Origin of the sequence: Arthrobacter oryzae, assembly GCF_031454875.1 — a bacterium.
Lineage (GTDB): Bacteria > Actinomycetota > Actinomycetes > Actinomycetales > Micrococcaceae > Arthrobacter > Arthrobacter oryzae_D.
The window spans coordinates 304,212-324,149 of record NZ_JAVDRQ010000003.1; the positions used below are offsets into that span (position 1 = coordinate 304,212).

Here is a 19,938-nt window from a genome sequence, read left to right on the forward strand (position 1 = left end):
CCCCTTACTTAATTTCGTTCAGGTTCGGGTTGCGGTCGTACTCTTCGCCGAGCAGTCCGGTGTTACCGTCCTGGCGCAGCTGGTCCATGTGAGCTTGGAACTCCGATTCGGAGACAACCTTCACGCGGAACAGCATTTCGGAGTGGTATTCCCCGCAGAGTTCGGCACACTTGCCGTCATAGGTGCCCTCTTTGGTCGGGGTGAACCTGATGTAGTTCGTCTTGCCGGGGATCATGTCGCGCTTCTGCAGGAAGGCGGGAACCCAGAAGGAGTGGATGACGTCACGCGAGTTCAGTTCCAGGTCAACAGACTTGTTAACCGGGAGGTACAGCGTGGGCAGCTTTTCCTTGTCCACTTCGGCGCCGGTGAGGTGCGCCTGCACGCCCGCTTCGTGGACATCCTCGGTGATGACCTCGCCCTGCTTGTAGTTGAAGTCCCAAGCCCACTGCTTGCCGCGGACGTCTACGACGACGTCGGCCGGCTCGGAGCGGTTATCAATCGCCTGCTGGTCGCGGTCGGTGAAGTAGAAGAACACCAGCACCATGAACAGCGGGATGGTCAGGTAAAAGACCTCGAGGGGAAGATTGAAGCTGGTCTGCCGCGGGAATCCCACGGTGCCCTTACGGCGGCGGTAGGCGACAATGCACCAGACCAGGAGTCCCCAGGTAATGATGCCCACGACCAGTGCGGCAATCCATGAGTTGACCCAGAGGTCCATGATGCGGTCAGTGTGATTGGTGGTGCCACGCTCGGTGGGCAACCAGCCTTTCTGTACCTCTGGTGAACATCCAGTCAAAGCCAACGCGCCGGCTAGTGCCAAGCCAGTGATCGTAGTGATCTGTTTGCGTCGGCTGCCGGTTCGGTTCTGCGAACTCACAGACGGCCCTTCCTACTTGTTGCTGTTGCCCGGGCCGTAGATGGCTCCCCGGGCACACTAAAAGTTTTACTACTCGATGTAGAGCTTACCGCTCCCCGGGGGTTTTCGCCCACATGTCGGCACAGTGCGTCGGCACCGGTAAAAACCGGTGCCGAATGCAAGCTGTCACGGGCAAAACAGCCAGGTTAGTGGAATGAATCTCCGCATGCGCAGGAACCGCCGGCGTTCGGGTTGTCGATGGTGAATCCCTGCTTCGAGATGGTGTCTTCGAAGTCGATGCTGGCGCCGCTCAGGTACGGAACGCTCATCTTGTCCACTACGACCTCGACGCCGTCGTAGTCACGCACGGCGTCCCCGTCGAGCAGCCGCTCGTCAAAGTAGAGCTGGTAGATCAGCCCGGAGCAACCGCCCGGCTGGACAGCAACGCGCAGACGAAGGTCGGTACGGCCTTCCTGCTCCAGCAGGCTGCGAACCTTGCCGGCGGCGACGTCGGTCAGCTGGACCTCGTGCGTAGCCAGTTCTTCGCTTGCGGTGCCGGTGGCTGCGTTGCTGTTTTCATTGGTTGTAGTGCTCATTGGCCTACCTTCTTACGACGGTGGTGGCGACTCGGCTTTCGCGTTGCCCGCCCCTACGGAAACGGTATGGGCTATAGCTACATGCTACGTCGATCCTGCCTGTAGCTCTAACTTCTGACGTAACCGTGGCCATAGCCTGAATGTTCCCTGACGAATCCGGAACGGACCCGCCAGGGAACATCCGGCCCAGGCACCAAGGGCCCAGGTATCAGCGCAGGCCCTCATGGTTTAGCCGGGCAAGCAGGAGCGCTTCGGCCACAACGGCGTTGCGGAAGTCCTCCAAATGAAGGGACTCATTGGCGCTGTGGGCCCTGGAATCCGGGTCCTCGACGCCGGTCACCAGGATCTGCACTTCCGGGTAGACCTCGGTGAGGTCCGCGATAAAGGGAATGGACCCGCCGATCCCCATTTCCACGGCCGGAACACCCCAGGCCTCGCCGAGGGCCCACATGGCCATGCCGGCTGCAACGGAATCCGTGTCCGTGAGGAACGGGTTTCCGCTCTCCCCCGGCGTGAACACCACTTTGGCACCGAAGGGGGCATTGGCCTCGACGTGGTTCCGCACGGCGGCCATGGCGTCAGCAGGGTCCTGTCCCGGGGCAAGCCTCAGGCTGAACTTGGCCCGGGCGCGGGGCAGCAGGGTATTGGATGCCACGTCCACGGCGGGAGCGTCGAAGCCGATGATGGAGAGGGCGGGCTTGGTCCAAAGCCTGGAAGCGATGCTCCCGGTACCGGCCAGACGGACGCCGTCGAGCACTGACGCGTCGGCGCGGTATTCAGCTTCCGTCAGGTCGACGGTTACGTCGTCCCTGCTCAGCAGGCCCTGCACCGCGACGCTTCCGTCGTCGTCGTGGAGCGTGGCGATGAGGCGGGACAGCAGCGTGGGAGCGTCAAGCACTGCCCCGCCGAACATCCCGGAGTGGACTGCGTGTTCCAGGACCTGGACCTCGATCGTCCCATCAACCAGGCCGCGCAGGCTCGTGGTCAGGGCGGGTATGCCGACCTTCCAGTTGCTGGAGTCAGCCACCACAATGACATCGGCGCGCAGCAGTTCGCGGTGGGTTTCGAGGAAGGTGCGGAACGTCGGCGAGCCGGCTTCCTCTTCACCTTCGAAGAAGAACGTTACCCCCAGGCCCAGTTCATCGGCCAGCACGTCGGCGACCGCGGCGTACGCTGCGATGTGGGCCATGATGCCTGCTTTGTCATCGGCCGCGCCCCGGCCGTAAAGCCTGCCGTCGCGTTCGACGGCGGTGAACGGTTCGGTTTCCCAGAGCGCCAGGTCTCCGGTCGGCTGGACATCGTGGTGGGCGTACAGCAGGATCGTTGGCTTTCCCGCAGCCGCGGTTCTCCGGGCCACGACCGCCGGCCCGCCCGGAGTGCCGTCCTCCTTGTCGCAGCGCAGGATCCTGACATCCTCAATTCCGGCCGCCCGGACCAGGTCGGCCACAGCCTCAGCGCTGCGGTCCAGCGGGGCGGGATCGAAACTCGGCCAGGCAATGCCCGGGAGCCGGACAAGGTCCTTCAGGTGTCCAACAGTGGTGTCAAAGGACTCGTGTACGGCCCGGCGCAGGGCGTCGACGTCGATTCCGCCGCCTCCTGCGCTGAATTTTTGCGGGGTCCCCGCCGGTGATGAAGTCATGGCCAAAACCCTACCTGTGTCCGGGAGCACAGGAAACACTCCGGAGGCGGCCGGCCGCCGCCTCGTTCCGTCGCCGGCACAGTGCTGTGACTTATGACTTTTCGCGAGCGTGTGCAAGGTATTCTGTAGGGGTGTTTGGACGTAAAAAGGAAGCGCCGACGGCGCAGGACATAGTTGACCAGCAGGCGGCCGAGGCATTGGCCCGCCAGGATGCAGCCCTTGGCAAGGGCGCGCCCACGCCCAAGCGCAAAGCCCAGGAAGCAGCGCGGAAGCGTCCCTTGGTACCGGAGGATCGGAAGGCCTCCAAAGCAGCAGAGCGGGCGGCCGTCCAGGAGCAGCGAATCAAGATGCGCCAGGCCCTGGACACCGGCGACGAAAAATTCCTGCCCCTTCGGGACAAGGGCCCGCAGAAGCGCTTTGCCCGCGACTACGTGGATGCCCGCTTCAGCCTGGGCGAGTACCTGATGTTCGGCGCCCTGGTGTTCGTCATCGTCTCGCTCCTGGTGCCGTCCACCAGCGAGTCAATGATCTATGTCCTGGGCGGCTTCTGGGTCATGTTCCTAGCTGTGTTCGTCGACGTGTTCATCCTGTCGCGGAAGCTCCGGAAGCGCCTCACCGAAAAGTTCGGCGAGGTGGAACGCGGCACCGTCTGGTACGGATCCATGCGGTCCCTCCAGTTCCGCAAGCTGCGCCTTCCCAAGCCGCTCGTCAAGCGCGGAGAATTCCCCGCCTGATACAGGCGCAAAAAGCCCCCGGCAGTCTCCGACTGCCGGGGGCTTTTTCGCTGTCAGGCGCCGTATGGCGCAGACCGGGCTAGCGTCGCGAGGGGTGCTTGGCCAGCTGCCGGTTGATGCGCGCTGCCCAAAAGGGTCCTTCATAGAGGAAGGCGGTGTAGCCCTGCACGAGGGTGGCCCCGGCATCGAGCCTTTCCTGGACATCCATGGCGGTCTCCACGCCGCCGACGGATACCAGTGTGAGTGAACCGCCGGTTGCTTCCCTGAGGCGGCGCAGGACCTGGAGGGACCGTTCCTTCAGGGGCGCACCGGAGAGGCCGCCGGCTCCGCAGTCCTGGATTTTTGCGGCGTTGGCGGTGAGCCCCTCGCGGCCGATGGTCGTGTTGGTGGCGATGATTCCGTCCAGCTTCAGGTCCAGCGCCAGCCGCGCGACGTCGTCGATGTCTTCGTTCGTCAGGTCCGGGGCGATCTTCACCAGCAGCGGGACGTGTCTTCCGGCAGCCTTGTCCGCCTCCTCCCCCACTGCCTTAAGCAGTGGCCGGAGGGTTTCCACGTTCTGGAGCAGGCGGAGCCCCGGCGTGTTGGGGGAACTGACGTTGACTACGAGGTAATCGGCTGCGGGCGCAAGGTTCCGGGCGCTGATGAGGTAGTCGCCTGCGGCATCCTCGAGCTCCACCACTTTGCTTTTGCCGATGTTGACGCCGATCACCGGGCGGACGGCCGGGTGCCGGCGCTGCAAGGCAGCCCTCGCGGACTTGAGCCGGGGGGCCACGGCGGTGGCGCCGTCGTTGTTGAACCCCATCCGGTTGATGACTGCCTTGTCCTCGACGAGGCGGAACAGCCGGGGCTTTTCGTTGCCGGGCTGGGCCTGCCCGGTGATGGTGCCGACCTCCACATGGCCGAAGCCGAGCTCGGTCAGTGCCTCGATGCCGTGGCCCTCCTTGTCAAAGCCCGCGGCGAGGCCGAACGGTGAGGGGAACGTGAGACCGAAAGCGGAGGTCTGCAGCGACGGCGCGGGCGCGGTGAGCTTCGCCAGAACCTTGCCCGCCCCGGAAGTGTGGGCCAGCCTGATGGCCCGGAAGCCGATCTTATGGGCGCGTTCGGCGTCCATCCATGAAAAGGCCAAGCGGAAAAAGGTGGGATATACGCGCATGACTCCAGTTTTCCGGTTCCGGCTGCGCAGACCAAACCGGCGCGCAGGTCCGGCCGCGGTGTGACGCATCCTGCAGGCACCGTGGTTGCTCGCTGCTGCCGCACGCGTTGTCTAGGCTGGGCAGATGAAGTGGCACACAGACATCCTGGGGGATGATTTTGAAGCCTGTCCCTACCAGGCGACGGGCGACGACGGTGTGGAGCGCACGGCAACCCTGGTGCGCCACGTCCCAAAAGCCGGAACGGAACGGCCGGGCCAGCCGGTTCCCCGTCCACTCCCCCGACGGGCCATCCTGTTCCTGCACGGTTGGAGCGACTACTTCTTCAATGTGGAGCTTGCCCGGTTCTGGACAGGCAAGGGCTTCGAGTTCTTCGCGCTGGACATGCACAACCACGGGCGGAGCCTGCAGCCCGATACCCCCGGCGGCTTCGTGGCCGATCTCGATGACTACGACGCCGAGATCAGCAAGGCGATCGGAATCATCGGCTCACTCTGGCCGGAGGACGCCGGCGGGCCGTCACTGACGCTGATGGGCCACTCGACCGGCGGCCTTGTTGCCGCCCTCTGGGTCAGCCGCCACCCCGGAGTTGCCGCCCAACTGGTCCTGAACAGCCCGTGGCTCGAAATGCACGGCAGCTCCCTGGTCCGCCGGGCAGCCCGGTCCATGGTCGGGCCGCTGGCGCACTACCGGCCGGAAGCGGTGCTGCGGCTGCCCGAGCGCGGATTCTATTGGCGGAGCATCAGCAGCGAGGCTGAAGGCGAGTGGACACTGGACAACAAATACCGGCCGCCCATGGCCTTCCCCGTGCGGGCCGGATGGCTCAGGGCAGTCCTGGCCGGGCATTCCCGGGTGGCCCGCGGGCTGCGGATCGAGATCCCCATCCTGGTGTTGCTGTCCGGGGCCAGCGAGACCGGCATGTTCTGGACCGAAGCGATGCGCAGGACCGACGCCGTGCTGGATGTGAACACCATCGCGATCCGTGCCATGGCCCTGGGGCGGTCGGTGACGCTCGAACGGATCGACGGCGCACTCCACGATGTGTTCCTGTCGCCGGCCCAGGTCCGGGCCGACGCCTACGCCCGGCTGAGCCGCTGGATCCGCGGATACATCCTGGACGACGGCGGCACGGAATGAACGGGGTGGTACCGGACCCGCCGGAGTGGAAGCCCGACCAGCTCGGTGACGGGTTCGCGCACGTGGAACTTCCACTGGCCGACGACGACGAAGGCGCAGTGTGTGCCACGCTGGTGCGGTACGTACCCCCGCAGGCACCGCCGGCGTTCCTGGCCGCCCTGCGCAGGAACGTCATCCGGAACCTGGAATGGCCGGGATGGGAAGCACGGACACCCAACAGATCCGTACGCCCTCGGGTGGTCCTCTACCTGCACGGCTGGGCGGACTACTTCCTGCAGGCGGAACTTGCGAAGTACGTCGGGGCTCAGGGGCTCCACTTCTATGCCCTTGACCTGCGGAAGTTCGGCCGCAGCCTGCGGAACTGGCAGACGCCCGGCTACACCACCGACCTGGCCGTCTATGACGAGGACATTGCGGCCGCGCTGGCAGCAATCAAGGCGGACGTTTCACTGCGCACCGGTTCGCCGGCGAACCCTGCCGTCCACATGCTGGCGCATTCTCTCGGCGGCCTGATCGGTGCGCTCTGGGCCGACCGCCATCCCGGCACCCTGGAAACACTCATCCTGAACGCCCCGTGGCTGGAACTCCAAGGCAGCAGCCTGATCCGGAACATTGCCATGCACCTGGTGGAGCCGTTCGCTCGCACGGATCCCAAACGGCCCTTCCATTTTCCGGAAATGCCGGGCTATTGGCAGAGCGTCAGCGACCAGGCCCACGGCGAATGGTTCCTTGACCCGCAGTGGCGCCCGACGGCGTCGTTCCCCATCCGGGCGGGCTGGACCCGGGCTGTCCTTGCCGGACACTCGGCCGTCGAACGGCGGCTGGCCATCGATTCGCCCGTCCTGGTGATGCTCTCGGACCGCACCAGGATCCAGCCCGAGTGGTCCGAGGAACTGATGCAGGTGGACGCGGTGATCGACGTCGAGCAGACCGCCCGCCGCGCCCTGGGCCTCGGCCGGCGCACGGCCGTGTTCCGCTACCCGGGCGCCATCCACGACATCTTCCTCTCGCGCCGTGAGGTGCGGCAGGAAGCATACCGGGACCTGGTCGCCTGGCTGCATTCCTATCCGGGCTGACCGGCTGGCGGGTCAGTTCGGATCAGTGCTCCGCGGGCTCCGGTTCCTGCCCGCCGCTCAGCGGCCGTGCCGCATCCACGGCACCGCCGTACCGGCGGTCCCGCCGGGCATAGACTTCGACGGCGTCCCACAGGGTCCGGCGGTCGACGTCGGGCCACAGCGTGTCCATAAAGACGAACTCCGCATAGGCGGACTGCCACAGCATGAAGTTGGAGAGCCGCTGCTCGCCGGAGCTGCGGAGGAACAGGTCGACATCCGGAAGATCAGGTTCGTCCAGGTACTTCTGGATGGTCCGTTCCGTGATGGCACCCGGTTTGAGCCTGCCGGCCGCAACATCCTCGGCAATCGCCGAGACGGCATCCGCGATCTCAGCGCGGCCGCCGTAATTAACACACATGGTCAACGTGCACGTGCTGTTGCCCCGGGTGTAGTCCTCGGCCTCCTCCAGTTCCCGAATGACCGAGCCCCACAGCCTGGGCCTGCGCCCTGACCAGCGAATGCGGACGCCCCACTCGTCAAGCTGGTTCCGCTGGCGGCGTAGCACGTCCTTGTTAAAACCCATCAGGAAGCGGACTTCTTCCGGGGAGCGGCGCCAGTTCTCCGTGGAAAAGGCGTACACCGTGACGTACTTGATGCCCATTTCAATGGCACCCGCAACAACGTCCAGCAGCGCCGGCTCACCCGCCTTGTGGCCTTCGATCCGCGGCAGCCCCCGCTGGTTGGCCCACCGGCCGTTGCCGTCCATCACGATCGCAACATGCCGGGGAATGAACTCGTCCGGAATCGACGGGGGCACGGCCCCGGAACGATGCGGGTACGGTGCGGTCACCGGCGTGGTCCGCTGCCGGACGGGAATTTTCTTCTTTCCAAGGGCCACTGTCAGCTACGCTCCACATGTTTGAGGGATTTCAGCACTCGTTCAAGATGCCATTGCAGGTAGCTGGCCACCAAACCGGCAGCCTCCCGACGGTGGGCCGGAAGGGAGGCATCCGCCGTCGTCCAGTCCCCCGTGAGCAGCGCACCGAGAAGGAAGACTGTTTCAGCAGCGGGTGCGGGCGAGCCCGGCGGACGGCAGTTGGCGCAGACCATGCCGCCCAGCGGCGCCGAAAAGGCCGTGTGAGGGCCTAGCGCGCCGCAGCGGGCACACGCCGTGAAACTTGGCGCCCATCCCCCGGTGGCCAGCGCGCGCAGCAGGTATGAGTCAAGGATGAGTTCCGGGGTGTGCTCACCACGGCTCAGGGAGGCCAGGGCCCCGACCAGGAGGTTGTACTGAGCGGTTCCGGACTCGCCGTCCACGTCCGTCAGCTTCTCGGCTGTCTCGGTCATGGCGGCGGCAACGGTGTAGCGGCCGTAGTCTGCCGCGATGTTGCCGCCATACGCTCCCTTGGCCACGGCCTGGGTGACGATGTCCAATGTCCGGCCCGAAATCAGCTGCAGGTCCGCCACCATGAACGGTTCCAGGCGGGCACCGAAGCGGCTGCTGGTGCGGCGAACGCCCTTTGCCACGGCACGGACCTGGCCGTGGTGCTTGGTGAGGAGGGTGATGATCCGGTCGGCTTCGCCCAGCTTATGGGTGCGCAGCACGACCGCATCATCCCGGTACGCTCGCGATGAAAAGGAGGATTGTTGGGCCACAGTTAATCTTCGCACTGACCTTCCGGATAACACGGCTGCTGCGCCCCCGGAGTGAACCGGGGGCGCAGCAGGTCAGCGATGCGGGTGATTGTTTAGGCCGCCTGCGCGTCCCGGACGGCGCGGTTGACTGCAGAAATGACGGCCTTCAGCGAGGACGTGGTGGTGTTGGAGTCAATGCCGACGCCCCACAGAACCCGCTCACCGACAGCGCACTCAACATATGCCGCAGCACGGGCGTTCCCACCTTCAGAGAGCGCGTGCTCGCTGTAGTCCAGGACCCGCACGTCCACGCCATCTTCGCCCAGGATCTCCAGCAGCGCCGCGATCGGGCCGTTGCCGGATCCGGTGCGGCGGACCTGGACACCATCAACGGTGAGTGTCGCGTGCAAGGTCATGGCGCCGTCATCGTCCGTTTCGGTGCTGAACGAGCCCAGCGAATAGCGGCCCCACTGGCCGTCCTCCTTGCTGGAGGGCAGGTACTCGTCCTGGAAGAGCTGCCAGAGCTGGGCGCCGCTGACCTCGCCGCCCACCGTGTCCGTCTGCTTCTGGATCACGCCGGAGAACTCGATTTGGGCACGGCGCGGCAGGTCGAGGCTGTGCTCGTTCTTCAGCAGGTAGGCCACCCCGCCCTTGCCGGACTGGGAGTTGACCCGGATCACGGCTTCGTAGCTGCGGCCCAGGTCCTTGGGGTCCACCGGCAGGTACGGAACCTGCCAGGTGTAGTCGGCGACATCCTTGCCGGCGGCCGCGGCGTCCTTCTCGAGGGCTTCGAAGCCCTTCTTGATGGCGTCCTGGTGGGAGCCGGAGAAGGCCGTGAACACGAGGTCGCCGCCGTACGGCGAACGCTCCGCCACCGGCAGCTGGTTGCAGTACTCCACGGTCCGGCGGACGTCGTCGATATCGGAGAAGTCGATCATGGGATCGACGCCCTGGACGAACATGTTCAGGCCCAGGGTCACCAGATCCACGTTGCCGGTCCGCTCGCCGTTGCCGAACAGGCAGCCTTCAATGCGGTCCGCGCCGGCGAGGTAGCCCAGCTCGGCAGCGGCAACGCCGGTGCCGCGGTCGTTGTGCGGGTGCAGCGAGAGGATGATGCCCTCCCGGGGGTGCAGGTGGCGGCTCATCCACTCGATCGAGTCGGCGTAGACATTGGGGGTGGCCATTTCCACCGTGGCCGGCAGGTTGATGATGACCTGGCTGTCGGCGGACGCTTCGAAGACATCAGCCACTGCGTTGCAGACGCGGACTGCGTATTCGAGTTCCGTTCCGGTGAAGGATTCCGGCGAGTACTCGTACGTGATGTGCGTGTCCGCCAGGGTTTCCTCGTACTTCTTGCACAGCCGTGCGCCCTGCAGCGCGATGTCCAGGATGCCGTCCTCGTCCTGGTTGAAGACCACGCGGCGCTGCAGGACCGAGGTGGAGTTGTACAGGTGGACGATGGCCTGCTTGGCGCCGACCAGGGATTCGTACGTCCGCTCGATCAGGTGCTCGCGGGCCTGCGTCAGCACCTGGATGGTGACGTCGTCCGGAATGTGGTTGCCTTCAATCAGCTGGCGGACGAAGTCGAAGTCAGTCTGCGAGGCGGACGGGAAGCCCACCTCGATCTCCTTATAACCCATGCGGACCAGCAGATCGAACATCTTCATCTTGCGGGCCGGGCTCATGGGGTCGATCAGGGCCTGGTTGCCGTCCCTGAGGTCCACGGCGCACCAGCGCGGGGCCTTGGTGATGACTTTGTCCGGCCAGGTCCGGTCCGGCAGTTCAACAGTGATCTGGTCCTGGAACGGGACGTAGCGGTGGACGGGCATTCCTGAGGGCTTCTGTGCGTTTCGCATTACAATCGGGGCCTTTTCTGTGGTTCCTGTTTGAAAGGTGGCCGGGCAACACAAACTCCGCGACGAGGATGGGCCTTGCGCTAGATCGCGTCTGAGGCCTCGCCGCGGCAGCTAAGAAGAAGCAGTTCTGCGCGCACCATTTCACAGTAACACGGGTGCGTAAGATGAAGGAGCAACACCTCCAGCAACGTCCACTATGCAGACGCTGCCACCGGTGCCAGCGCCGGAGGCAGCCCTCACCTGAAGGAGCACTTGTGCCAAACTCGGGGATCGACCTGTCCAATATCGACCACAGCGTGCGGCCGCAGGATGACCTGTACCAGCACATCAACGGCGCGTGGCTGAAAAGCACAACCATCCCGGACGACCGGCCCCTTGAAGGCACTTTCACGGCTTTGCGGGACGGTTCCGAGCTGGCGGTCAGGGAAATCATCGAGGAAGCCGCCGGACGCGGCGAAGACGCCAGCGGCATCGAGCGGAAGGTCGGCGACCTCTACAACAGCTTCATGGATGAGGCCACCGTGGAGGCCAAAGGCATGGAGCCCATCCGGGAACGGCTGGCCGCAGTGTTCGCCACAACCTCCAGCCGGGACGTCATCGAACTCGCCGGACGGCTGTTCCGTTCTGACGTGTCCGGGCTTTTCTACATCTACCCGGCTCCTGACGCCGGCAACCCGGACCGGATCCTGCTGTACACCGGCCAGGGCGGCCTCGGCCTGCCGGACGAGTCCTACTACCGCGAAGAGAAGTTCGCCCCGATGGTCAAGGCCTACGGCGAACACGTGCGGACCATGCTCAGCCTCGCAGGGACAGCCGATCCCGAGGGCGCCGCGGAACGGGTGGTCGGGCTGGAGACGGCCCTGGCGGCCCACCACTGGGACAACGTGACGCTGCGGGATCCGCAGAAGACCTACAACCTCAAGTCCGCTGCCGAGGCCGTAGAGCTTTTCCCGCTGATGGACGCCTGGTTCGATGCAGCCGGAATCACGCCGGAAAAGCGCGAAGAGCTGGTGGTCAGCACGCCTGACTTCTTCGCCGGGGCGGCCGGCCTGCTCGAGTCCGAACCGTTGGCAGCATGGCAGGACTGGCTGGCCATGCGGGTGGTCAGTTCCGCCGCCCCGTACCTTTCGTCCGAATTCGTGGACGCGAACTTCGCTTTTTACGGCACCACCATCAGCGGAACGCCGCGCAACAAGGACCGCTGGAAGCGCGGAGTCGCCGTCGTCGAAGCTTCCCTGGGCGAGGCCGTCGGGCAGATCTACGTCTCCCGGCATTTTCCTGAAACCCACAAGGCCCGGATGCAGACGCTGGTGGCCAATCTCATCGAGGCGTACCGGCAAAGCATTACGGGCCTCGCCTGGATGGGCGAGGACACCAAGCTGGAGGCGCTGAAGAAGCTCGACGCGTTCCGCGCCAAAATCGGCTACCCCGACGAGTGGATCGACTACTCCGCTGTGGAGATCGACCCGTCCGACCTGCTGGGGAACGTCGAGCGGGCCCACAACGCCGACGTCGACCGTCACCTCGACGAGGTGGGCAAGCCGGTTGACCGGAACAAGTGGCTGATGACGCCGCAGACGGTCAATGCGTACTACCACCCGCTGCTCAACGAGATCGTCTTCCCGGCGGCGATCCTCCAGGCGCCGTTCTTCACGGCGGACGCCGACGACGCCGTCAACTACGGCGGCATCGGCGCCGTCATCGGTCACGAGATCGGTCACGGCTTCGACGACCAGGGCTCGCAGTTCGACGGCGGAGGTACCCTCCGCAACTGGTGGACCGAGGATGACCGGAAGGCTTTCGAGGCCCTGACGTCCAGGCTGGTGGCCCAGTTCGACGCGCTCTCCCCCACCGCAGCGCCGGGCCACCACGTCAACGGCAAGCTCACCCTCGGCGAAAACATCGGCGATCTTGGCGGGCTCACCATCGCGTACAAGGCCTATCTGATCAGCCTTGACGGCGCGGAACCGCCGGTGCTGGACGGCCTGACCGGGCAGCAGCGGTTCTTCGCGTCCTGGGCTGCCGGCTGGCGGCAGGTCATCCGGAACGAAGAGGCCATCCGCAGGCTGGCCACCGACCCGCACTCCCCCAACGAGTTCCGCACCAATGCCATCGCCAGCAACCTGGATGCCTTCCACGAAGCATTCGGCACAGCGGAGCAGGACGGCATGTGGCTGCCGGCCGAAGAGCGCGTCAGCATCTGGTAACAGAGGGAAAGCGAAAGGCCTGCGGGGCCGGCCACGCAAGTGACCGGCCCCGCAGGCCTTTGGTATTGCAGGCGCCTGGTTTTGCAGACGACGGTTTTTGCAGGCGCGGCTAGCGCGTGATTAGCTCCGGATTGGCCTGCTGGCAGACGGCGTCCCCAGCCGTCTGGTTGACGATGTCGGTCGGGAGGGCCACGCCCATCTTCGTGCCGGACATGAAGTCCGCACCGAGGTAGACCTGCACACCGCCGACTCCGGCTGCGGGAAGGACCTGCGTGGCCGGAATTTCCATCAACGCCGCGACGTCCGCTGCAACGTCCTCAAAGCCCGGTGCATAGTAGACCGCAGTCTTATCTACCGGCTGGGCCACGAGCTCAGCCACTTGGGTGAAGCCGCCGGCAATGATCGCCTGGGTGATTTCCTGGGCGCGTGCCGGAACTCCCGTTCCATTCGCCACGCTGACCGGCTGCAGCGCCTTGTCGTAAGCGGGCGGCGCGGGGTCCGTCGCTGTGGGCGACGGAGCAGGAGCTGACTCGCTCGGTGCGGCCGTGGGGCTCGGCGTGGCCGTCGGGTCAGTGAGGTCAACATCCTTGCGCAGCGCGGCGAAGAGCTGGGATCCCGCCGGCTCGGCAACGGCCAGCCTGTTGGGATCGGCAGGCGACGGGGTGGTCGGTACGGCCACGAACGCGACCTTGCTGACGTCAATGTTCTTGAGCCGGTTGCCGACGGTCAGGAGCGACGGGACCGATGCCAGGCCGTCGTCCACGGTAAGGTTCTGCGTCACGACGTCGGCGATCTTGAGCATCTTCTGGGGATCGGACAACGTGCCGTCATCCTTGATCTTCCGGGTGAGGGAAGACAGGAAACCCTGCTGTGCCTTGATCCGGCCCAGGTCGCCGCCGTCAGCGAACGCATGCCTGGTCCGCAGGAACGCCAGCGCCTGTTCGCCCTGTACCTGCGAGTTCCCGGCGGGGAGTCGGAGGCGGGAGTCGGGGTCGTAGACGGCGTCGCTGATGCAGACTTCCACCCCGCCCACGGCGTTGGAGAGCTCCTTCACCGCGTTGAAGTCCGCCATCATGAAGTGGTCGACTTCCAGTCCCGTGATTTTGTTCACCGTATCCACGGCGCAGCCGATCCCGGCCTGCTTCATGGCCTCGTTGATCATCACGCCGCCCTGGGCAGGGAACACCTCTTTGGTCTTTTGGTCGGTGCACTCCGGAATGTCCACCAGCAGGTCACGCGGGAAGCTGATGACGCTGACCCGCTTGTTGTCCGCCGAGATGTCCATCATCATCATGACGTCCGACTGGCCGTAGCCGGTGGAATCCTCCGTGGTGCCATATTCGGAGTTCTTGCCGTCGCGGGTGTCCGAACCCAGGATCAGGATCTGCATCCGGTCCGTGGAGTCGTTGACCGGCTCCTCCGTCCGGTTGCTGCCGGCCCCCAGCGGCGCCTTGCTGATGTTCATCTGGAAACGGACCACCCAGAAGGCGGCGAAGGCCAGGCCTCCCACCAGGATCAGCGCAAGGACGGCACTTGCCACCTTGAGCCAGGCGGGCTTGCCGCGCATGGCGCCCAAGTGCCGGGCGGGACCCATGGCTTTGGTGTCCGAGTGCCGGGCGGCGGCGTCGGACACTGGCGAACCAGCGCCTTGTCCGGGTGTGTCTCGGCGTCGCACCACGTGGTGTTACCTTCCTCTAAAAAACGGGGTTCGGTCCATTTTAGTGGCCGAGACTGGGAGAATGCCCGATACGCCGGAGCGGCAGGCTGCCGGGCACGCTTCTGTGGGCTGCCGGCAGGCTGCCGGGCACGCTTCTGTGGGCTGCCGGCGGGCTGCCGCTTGGCTGCCTGAAATCCGGGGAGCTAGAAGCCGAGCTTTACCAGCTGCTTCGGATCCCGCTGCCAGTCCTTGGCGACCTTGACGTGCAGGTCGAGGTAGATCCGCGTTCCAAGAAGCGCTTCGATCCCCTTGCGGGCATTGGTGCCGACCTCCCTCAGCCGGGCGCCGCCCTTGCCGATGATGATGGCTTTCTGGGACGGCCGCTCGACGTACAGGTTCACCCGGACGTCCAGGAACGGGCTATCTTCGGGCCGGCCCTCGCGTGGCACGATCTCCTCAACCACCACTGCCAGGGAGTGCGGAAGCTCGTCCCGGACGCCTTCGAGGGCGGCTTCACGGATCAGCTCGGCGACCATGACTGCCTCGGGCTCGTCCGTCAGGTGGCCGTCCGGGTACAGGGGCTGCGACGGCGGCATGTGGCTGATGAGGACGTCCGCCACCGTGCTCACCTGGAAACCGTCCGTGGCGGAGACCGGAACAATATCCTTCCAGCCGTCTTCACCGAGGACTTCGCGGCCAAGGGCAGCAACCGCGAGCAGCTGCTCCGTCAGTGCCTGCCGGTCCACAAGGTCGGCCTTGGTCACGATGGCGATGATGGGCTTTTTGCCCACCGCTGCCAGCTGGGCGGCAATGAAGCGGTCACCGGGGCCGATCTTTTCGTTGGCTGGAAGGCAGAAGCCGATGGCGTCCACCTCGGACAAGGTGTCGGCAACAAGGTCGTTCAGGCGTTTGCCGAGCAGCGTCCTGGGCCGGTGCAGGCCCGGAGTGTCCACCAGGATCAGCTGGGCGTCATCGCGATGGACGATCCCCCTGATGGTGTGACGGGTGGTCTGCGGCTTTGCCGAGGTGATGGCCACTTTCTTGCCCACCAAGGCGTTCGTCAGTGTGGACTTTCCGGCGTTGGGCCTGCCCACGAGGATCGAAAATCCGGCACGGAAGCCGCCAAAGGCCTCGCCGCCGTCCGTTTTATTCTGCTTGCTCACGTGGAACTCCCTGTTGCGTTGTTTCGGCCTCGTCGAGTAGGTCTTCAAGGTCAGTTTCTTCTGGTCCGGCGCCCTTTGCAACGGGTGCCGCGATGATATGGCTGACCCTGTTGCGGCGGCCCTCCAGGCGTTCGGCCCGCAGCGAGACCCCGTGGACTTCAACGGTGCTCCCCACGATGGGAACCCTGCCGAGGGCTTTGGCCAGCAGGCCCCCAACGGTGTCCACTTCGTCGTCGTCGAGTTCCATATCAAAAAGCTCACCGAGGTCATCGATGCTCATCCGCGCGCTGACGCGGTAGCTGCCGTCACCCAGCGCAACGGCCTCGGCGCTCTCGGTGTCGTACTCGTCCACGATCTCGCCGACGATTTCCTCGATGAGGTCCTCGAGGGTGACCAGCCCCGCAGTGCCGCCGTATTCGTCGATGACGATGGCAACATGCGTGGATTCTTTCTGCAGTTCGCGAAGCAGGTCACTGACCTGCTTCGACTCCGGCACGTAACGGACTTCACGGGCGAGCTCATCCACGATGGGCGGTTCCTCGCCCGGGGCGAGGCTGTGCAGGGCCGCGGCCACATCCTTCAGATACACGATTCCCAGGATCTGGTCCGTGTTATCGCCGATGACGGGGATCCGGGAGTACCCCGACCGCAGGAAAAGGGACATGGCACGGTGCAGGCTCGAGCCGGCATCAATGCTGAGAATGTCCGTCCGGGGCACCATCACAGCACGGACCAGCGTGTCGCCGAAGTCGAACACCGACTGGATGAGCTCGGCCTCGTTGTCCTCGATCATGTCCGATTCCGTGGCGCGGTCCACCAGTTCGCGGAATTCCTCTTCACTGAACGAAGCCTCGTCGCCGCCGCGGGCGCCCGGAGCCACCGCGCTCCCCAACGCGACGAGCCATCCCGGGATGGGGCCCAGTACCCAGCACAGGAAGCGGATGACCGGTGCTGTGAACCCTGCGACCCCCGCTGCATGGGCCCGGCCCAGCTGGCGCGGCGAAACCCCAACGATCACGAAGCCCACGACGGCCATGATGCCGGTGGCGGCCAGCCCGGCTAGCCACACACTGTCCAGCAGGCTGTGCAGGAGGACGGCAACTGCCACTGCCGAGGCCATTTCGAACCAGATCCGCCAGAACCTCAGGGAGCGCATGTGCGCCACCGGCTGGTCCAGGATGCGCTTCAGGGCCTGGCCGTTGCCTCGAAGCATGGCTTCTTCAGCGTCGTGGCGTGGCAGGAAGTTAAATGCGGCCTCGGCCGCGGTCAGCAGGGCGGCGAAACTGAGGAAAACCAGCGCCATGCCGACAAGGATCAGTGGGGTCACTGAATCGTCTCTGACGGGGCTTCTTTACCGGTGAAGCCCTCAAGCAGTTCGCGCTGGAGGCCGAACATCTCTTCTTTTTCCTCGGGATCAGCATGGTCGTAGCCCAGCAGGTGAAGAATTCCGTGCGTCGTCAGCAGCAGCATTTCGTCCTGGGTGGAATGCCCGGCGTTCCGCGCCTGGACCTCGGCCACCTGCGGGCACACGGCAATGTCGCCAAGCATGCCCTGGGGAGTCGGCTTGTCCGGGGTGCCCGGAGTCAGTTCGTCCATGGGAACAGACAGGACGTCGGTGGCCCCGGGCTCGTCCATCAGTTCGATGTGGAGCTTTTCCATGGCCGGCTCGTCCACCAGCAGGATGGACAGTTCGGCCTGGGGATGGATGTAGAGGCGTTCGAAAACAAACCGGGCCAAGGCAACCAGCTGGGCTTCATCGACCTGGACGCCGGATTCGTTGTTTACTTCGATGCTCATGCGTGCTCTCCCCGCTTCTCCCGGGTCACGGAATGCTTTACCCGGTTCCTCTGTGCTTCGTCCCAGATGCCGTAGGCGTTGACGATATCGCCGACGAGGCGGTGGCGGACCACGTCCGAGGCATCCAGGACGCTGAAATTTACGTCGTCGATGCCCTGCAGGATTTCCTCCACGATCCGGAGGCCGGACCGGGTGCCGAAGGGCAGGTCCACCTGCGTCACGTCACCGGTTACCACCATTTTGGAGCCGAATCCAAGCCGCGTCAGGAACATCTTCATTTGTTCGGGCGTGGTGTTCTGGGCCTCATCGAGGATGATGAACGCGTCGTTGAGGGTGCGGCCACGCATGTAGGCCAGCGGAGCCACTTCGATGGTGCCCGCCGCCATCAGCCGCGGAATCGACTCGGGATCCATCATGTCGTGGAGGGCGTCATAGAGCGGCCTCAGGTACGGGTCGATCTTGTCGCTGAGGGTGCCGGGCAGGAAGCCGAGCCGTTCACCGGCTTCAACAGCGGGCCGCGTGAGGATGATGCGGCTGACTTCCTTCTGCTGCAAAGCCTGGACAGCTTTTGCCATGGCGAGGAAGGTCTTGCCGGTACCGGCAGGACCGATCCCAAAGATCACCGTATTGGCGTCGATCGCGTCCACATAGTTCTTCTGGTTCAGCGTTTTTGGCCGGATCGTCTTGCCACGGCTGGAGAGGATGTTGTAGGTCAGGACCTCAACCGGGTTTTGGAGCGACTGGCTCCGGAGCAGGGCCGCGAGCTGTTGGAGAACTGCCGGCGTGATGACCGTTCCCCGGTCAACGAGCCCGCGCACTTCGTGGAGCAGCCGCATGATCCGGGGAACATCCGCGGCGGGGCCACTGATGGCGAGTTCGTTGCCGCGGACGTGGAAGTCAACTGCCGGGAACTGTTCCTCTATGAATCGGAGGGCCTCGTCGTGGCTGCCCAGGGACTGGACCATCTGCTCGGAGTTGTCAAAGATGACCACCTCCGTCCGGACACCGGGAAGACTATGGGGAAATTCACCTGTGGTGCGCTCACCGGCGCTGAACCGGGGCCTTCCGTTTGTTGCTTCAGTCATGGTGCCGGCCTGCGGGCCTCTGGTCCCCTCCAGTTAGGAAATTTGTCGCTCTGCCTGATCAGTTCGCCTTCGCTGCTACAGCGTCGGCCTCCGCGCCGGGCCGAGTCCTTATATCTTACGCCAGTACGCCGTGCGAAGGCCGCGGAGCCTGGCTGTCCGCCGGTCCGGCCGCGACCGTTTCGTTGCAGGTTCCCGTAATTAGGTATCAACTTTGTATCGGCCTCATATCGTTCCCGTTGCAGTTCCACCGACCGTCCGCAAACGCCGCTGAGGGCCGGGGACTCCATGTAATGCTGGAATTCACCGCAGGATGCGACACACAGCAGGCTGCGCCAAAAGCATTTTTTATACACACACGTTTACACGGACAGGGCGGAGGAACCCGGAAGCACCATGGAGATCTGGAAGCCACGACGCCGGAAGACAGCAGGAGGCAGGCGGACGCGTTCCGCGGCGCTCCTGTTTGCGCTGCCCGCCGCCTTGGTGCTCTCCGCCTGTGTGGCCACTCCGCAGCCGCCCGCCACCACAGCGGCCAGCACGCCCCAGACCATGGCGGGAACCGCCACCGCCGGTGTTCCCAGTACGAGTGCACCGCTGGAAACCACGCAGGCGTCGAACAAGGCTCCGGTGTACTGGATCGGCCGCAGCAACGAGAACGTCTTCCTCTACCGTGAATTCCGGGACGTCCCCGAGCAGGAAAATCCTGTCACCCGCGCCCTGCGTTCGATGATGTCGCAAAAGCCGCTGGACCCGGATTTCTTCACCCCGTGGCAGAACCCGAAGAAGCTTGCCACCTCGATCTCCGGCAAGAACGTCATCACGGTGGATGTCTCACCGGATGCCTTCAACAGCAATCTCGACGAGGACATGGCCAAGCGGGCCATCCAGCAGTTGGTATATACGGCCACCGCGGCCGGTGCGAGCTCGGGGCTGGTGGACTCCGGCCAGCAGATCCAGGTGGTGATCCTCGTCGACGGGCACACCGATTACCTCGCGTTCAACCATGTCAGGCTGGGTACGCCCACGCCACGCGGCGCTGGCATGGTGGCGCCTGTGTGGATCATCGATCCCCAGGAGGGCGTGGGCGTGGCTGACGGCAGCGTCAAAATCAGCGGACGGAGCACGCTCCCGGGGGGCAAACTCCGGTGGAAGATCCTGAAGGTCGAAGGCACCAGCGACAAGGCGGCCTATTTGAGCGGCGACGTCACGGCCTCGGCCGAGGCGGCAGAGTCGGGGCTCTTCGCCCTCAACGTCAACCTGGCACCGGGCAACTACGAGGTCCGCGTCTCCCAGATCGACCCCGGGGCGCCCGACCGTGAAATGAATGTGGACACCCGCGGCTTCACGGTCGAGTAGCACCTGAGCGTTTC

The 19,938-nt window shown here is 64.9% G+C and carries 17 protein-coding genes; 5 read left to right on the forward strand and 12 right to left on the reverse strand.

The features are described from left to right. Positions 1-4: 4 nt before the first annotated feature. From ctaC to J2805_RS07380, 3 genes are all read right to left on the reverse strand, one after another. Entirely contained in the window at positions 5-877 is an 873-nt protein-coding gene (ctaC, locus tag J2805_RS07370) for an aa3-type cytochrome oxidase subunit II (RefSeq protein ID WP_309974409.1), read from the reverse strand. Between the two features lie 185 nt (positions 878-1,062). Beyond that, entirely contained in the window at positions 1,063-1,452 is a 390-nt protein-coding gene (locus J2805_RS07375) for a HesB/IscA family protein (RefSeq protein ID WP_309974413.1), read from the reverse strand. Positions 1,453-1,660: 208 nt separating this feature from the next. After that, the gene (locus J2805_RS07380) at positions 1,661-3,091 is read right to left on the reverse strand and encodes a dipeptidase (RefSeq protein WP_309974415.1); all 1,431 of its coding nucleotides are present in this window, start codon (positions 3,089-3,091) and stop codon (positions 1,661-1,663) included. Positions 3,092-3,222: 131 nt separating this feature from the next. Between J2805_RS07380 and J2805_RS07385 the strand changes: the two genes are divergently transcribed. Then, positions 3,223-3,825: a DUF3043 domain-containing protein gene (locus J2805_RS07385; protein ID WP_309974418.1), complete on the forward strand. Its 603-nt coding sequence runs from the start codon at positions 3,223-3,225 to the stop codon at positions 3,823-3,825. Between the two features lie 79 nt (positions 3,826-3,904). Here J2805_RS07385 and J2805_RS07390 read toward each other — a convergent pair whose 3' ends face one another. Then, positions 3,905-4,978, reverse strand: a complete 1,074-nt coding sequence (locus J2805_RS07390) for a quinone-dependent dihydroorotate dehydrogenase (RefSeq protein WP_309974420.1) — start codon at positions 4,976-4,978, stop codon at positions 3,905-3,907. Positions 4,979-5,102: 124 nt separating this feature from the next. Here J2805_RS07390 and J2805_RS07395 point away from each other — a divergent pair, with 124 nt between their 5' ends. Both J2805_RS07395 and J2805_RS07400 read left to right on the forward strand, forming a co-directional pair. Next, positions 5,103-6,113 (forward strand): alpha/beta hydrolase, encoded by a 1,011-nt coding sequence (locus tag J2805_RS07395; protein ID WP_309974422.1) that lies wholly within the window; start codon positions 5,103-5,105, stop codon positions 6,111-6,113. Next, positions 6,110-7,189 carry an alpha/beta hydrolase gene (locus tag J2805_RS07400; RefSeq protein WP_309974425.1) on the forward strand — a complete coding sequence of 360 codons (1,080 nt, stop codon included), beginning with the start codon at positions 6,110-6,112 and terminating at the stop codon, positions 7,187-7,189. The genes J2805_RS07395 and J2805_RS07400 overlap by 4 nt, the downstream gene beginning before the upstream one ends. Positions 7,190-7,211: 22 nt before the next feature. On the opposite strand, the gene J2805_RS07405 is transcribed toward J2805_RS07400, so the two are convergent. The 3 genes from J2805_RS07405 to leuA all read right to left on the reverse strand — a co-directional run bounded on the left by J2805_RS07405 (position 7,212) and on the right by leuA (position 10,659). Next, the gene (locus J2805_RS07405) at positions 7,212-8,066 is read right to left on the reverse strand and encodes an isoprenyl transferase (RefSeq protein WP_309974428.1); all 855 of its coding nucleotides are present in this window, start codon (positions 8,064-8,066) and stop codon (positions 7,212-7,214) included. 2 nt (positions 8,067-8,068) lie between these two features. Continuing rightward, positions 8,069-8,839, reverse strand: coding sequence for a DNA repair protein RecO (recO, locus tag J2805_RS07410; protein ID WP_309974433.1), 771 nt, complete (start codon positions 8,837-8,839; stop codon positions 8,069-8,071). A 77-nt stretch (positions 8,840-8,916) separates the two neighbouring features. Further along, complete coding sequence (gene leuA / locus J2805_RS07415) at positions 8,917-10,659, reverse strand: 2-isopropylmalate synthase (RefSeq protein WP_309974435.1); 1,743 nt, start codon at positions 10,657-10,659, stop codon at positions 8,917-8,919. Between the two features lie 254 nt (positions 10,660-10,913). Here leuA and J2805_RS07420 point away from each other — a divergent pair, with 254 nt between their 5' ends. Beyond that, positions 10,914-12,866: a M13 family metallopeptidase gene (locus J2805_RS07420; RefSeq protein ID WP_309974438.1), complete on the forward strand. Its 1,953-nt coding sequence runs from the start codon at positions 10,914-10,916 to the stop codon at positions 12,864-12,866. 109 nt (positions 12,867-12,975) lie between these two features. Here the strand turns inward: J2805_RS07420 and J2805_RS07425 are convergent, their stop codons facing one another. The 5 genes from J2805_RS07425 to J2805_RS07445 form a co-directional block, all read right to left on the reverse strand. Further along, a complete protein-coding gene (locus J2805_RS07425; protein ID WP_396134249.1) occupies positions 12,976-14,544 on the reverse strand; it encodes an LCP family glycopolymer transferase in 1,569 nt (522 codons plus the stop codon). 182 nt (positions 14,545-14,726) lie between these two features. Continuing rightward, positions 14,727-15,686 (reverse strand): GTPase Era, encoded by a 960-nt coding sequence (era, locus tag J2805_RS07430; protein ID WP_309974441.1) that lies wholly within the window; start codon positions 15,684-15,686, stop codon positions 14,727-14,729. Next, positions 15,670-17,013 (reverse strand): hemolysin family protein, encoded by a 1,344-nt coding sequence (locus J2805_RS07435; RefSeq protein ID WP_309974444.1) that lies wholly within the window; start codon positions 17,011-17,013, stop codon positions 15,670-15,672. The genes era and J2805_RS07435 overlap by 17 nt, the downstream gene beginning before the upstream one ends. Beyond that, positions 17,010-17,483: an rRNA maturation RNase YbeY gene (gene ybeY / locus J2805_RS07440; protein WP_307047286.1), complete on the reverse strand. Its 474-nt coding sequence runs from the start codon at positions 17,481-17,483 to the stop codon at positions 17,010-17,012. Before ybeY ends, J2805_RS07435 begins: the two co-directional genes overlap by 4 nt. Beyond that, positions 17,480-18,568 carry a PhoH family protein gene (locus J2805_RS07445; RefSeq protein ID WP_309974449.1) on the reverse strand — a complete coding sequence of 363 codons (1,089 nt, stop codon included), beginning with the start codon at positions 18,566-18,568 and terminating at the stop codon, positions 17,480-17,482. The genes ybeY and J2805_RS07445 overlap by 4 nt, the downstream gene beginning before the upstream one ends. 393 nt (positions 18,569-18,961) lie before the next feature. Here J2805_RS07445 and J2805_RS07450 point away from each other — a divergent pair, with 393 nt between their 5' ends. Beyond that, positions 18,962-19,924, forward strand: coding sequence for a GerMN domain-containing protein (locus J2805_RS07450; RefSeq protein WP_309974452.1), 963 nt, complete (start codon positions 18,962-18,964; stop codon positions 19,922-19,924). The last annotated feature ends 14 nt before the right edge of the window (positions 19,925-19,938 follow it).

Excerpts from the sequence above, each read along its gene's own strand:
- ybeY (WP_307047286.1), bottom strand. The coding sequence starts at position 17,483 with ATGAGCATCGAAGTAAACAACGAATCCGGCGTCCAGGTCGATGAAGCC.
- J2805_RS07395 (WP_309974422.1), top strand. The coding sequence starts at position 5,103 with ATGAAGTGGCACACAGACATCCTGGGGGATGATTTTGAAGCCTGTCCC.
- leuA (WP_309974435.1), bottom strand. The coding sequence starts at position 10,659 with ATGCGAAACGCACAGAAGCCCTCAGGAATGCCCGTCCACCGCTACGTC.
- J2805_RS07400 (WP_309974425.1), top strand. The coding sequence starts at position 6,110 with ATGAACGGGGTGGTACCGGACCCGCCGGAGTGGAAGCCCGACCAGCTC.
- J2805_RS07375 (WP_309974413.1), bottom strand. The coding sequence starts at position 1,452 with ATGAGCACTACAACCAATGAAAACAGCAACGCAGCCACCGGCACCGCA.
- J2805_RS07390 (WP_309974420.1), bottom strand. The coding sequence starts at position 4,978 with ATGCGCGTATATCCCACCTTTTTCCGCTTGGCCTTTTCATGGATGGAC.
- J2805_RS07445 (WP_309974449.1), bottom strand. The coding sequence starts at position 18,568 with ATGACTGAAGCAACAAACGGAAGGCCCCGGTTCAGCGCCGGTGAGCGC.
- J2805_RS07450 (WP_309974452.1), top strand. The coding sequence starts at position 18,962 with ATGGAGATCTGGAAGCCACGACGCCGGAAGACAGCAGGAGGCAGGCGG.
- J2805_RS07380 (WP_309974415.1), bottom strand. The coding sequence starts at position 3,091 with ATGACTTCATCACCGGCGGGGACCCCGCAAAAATTCAGCGCAGGAGGC.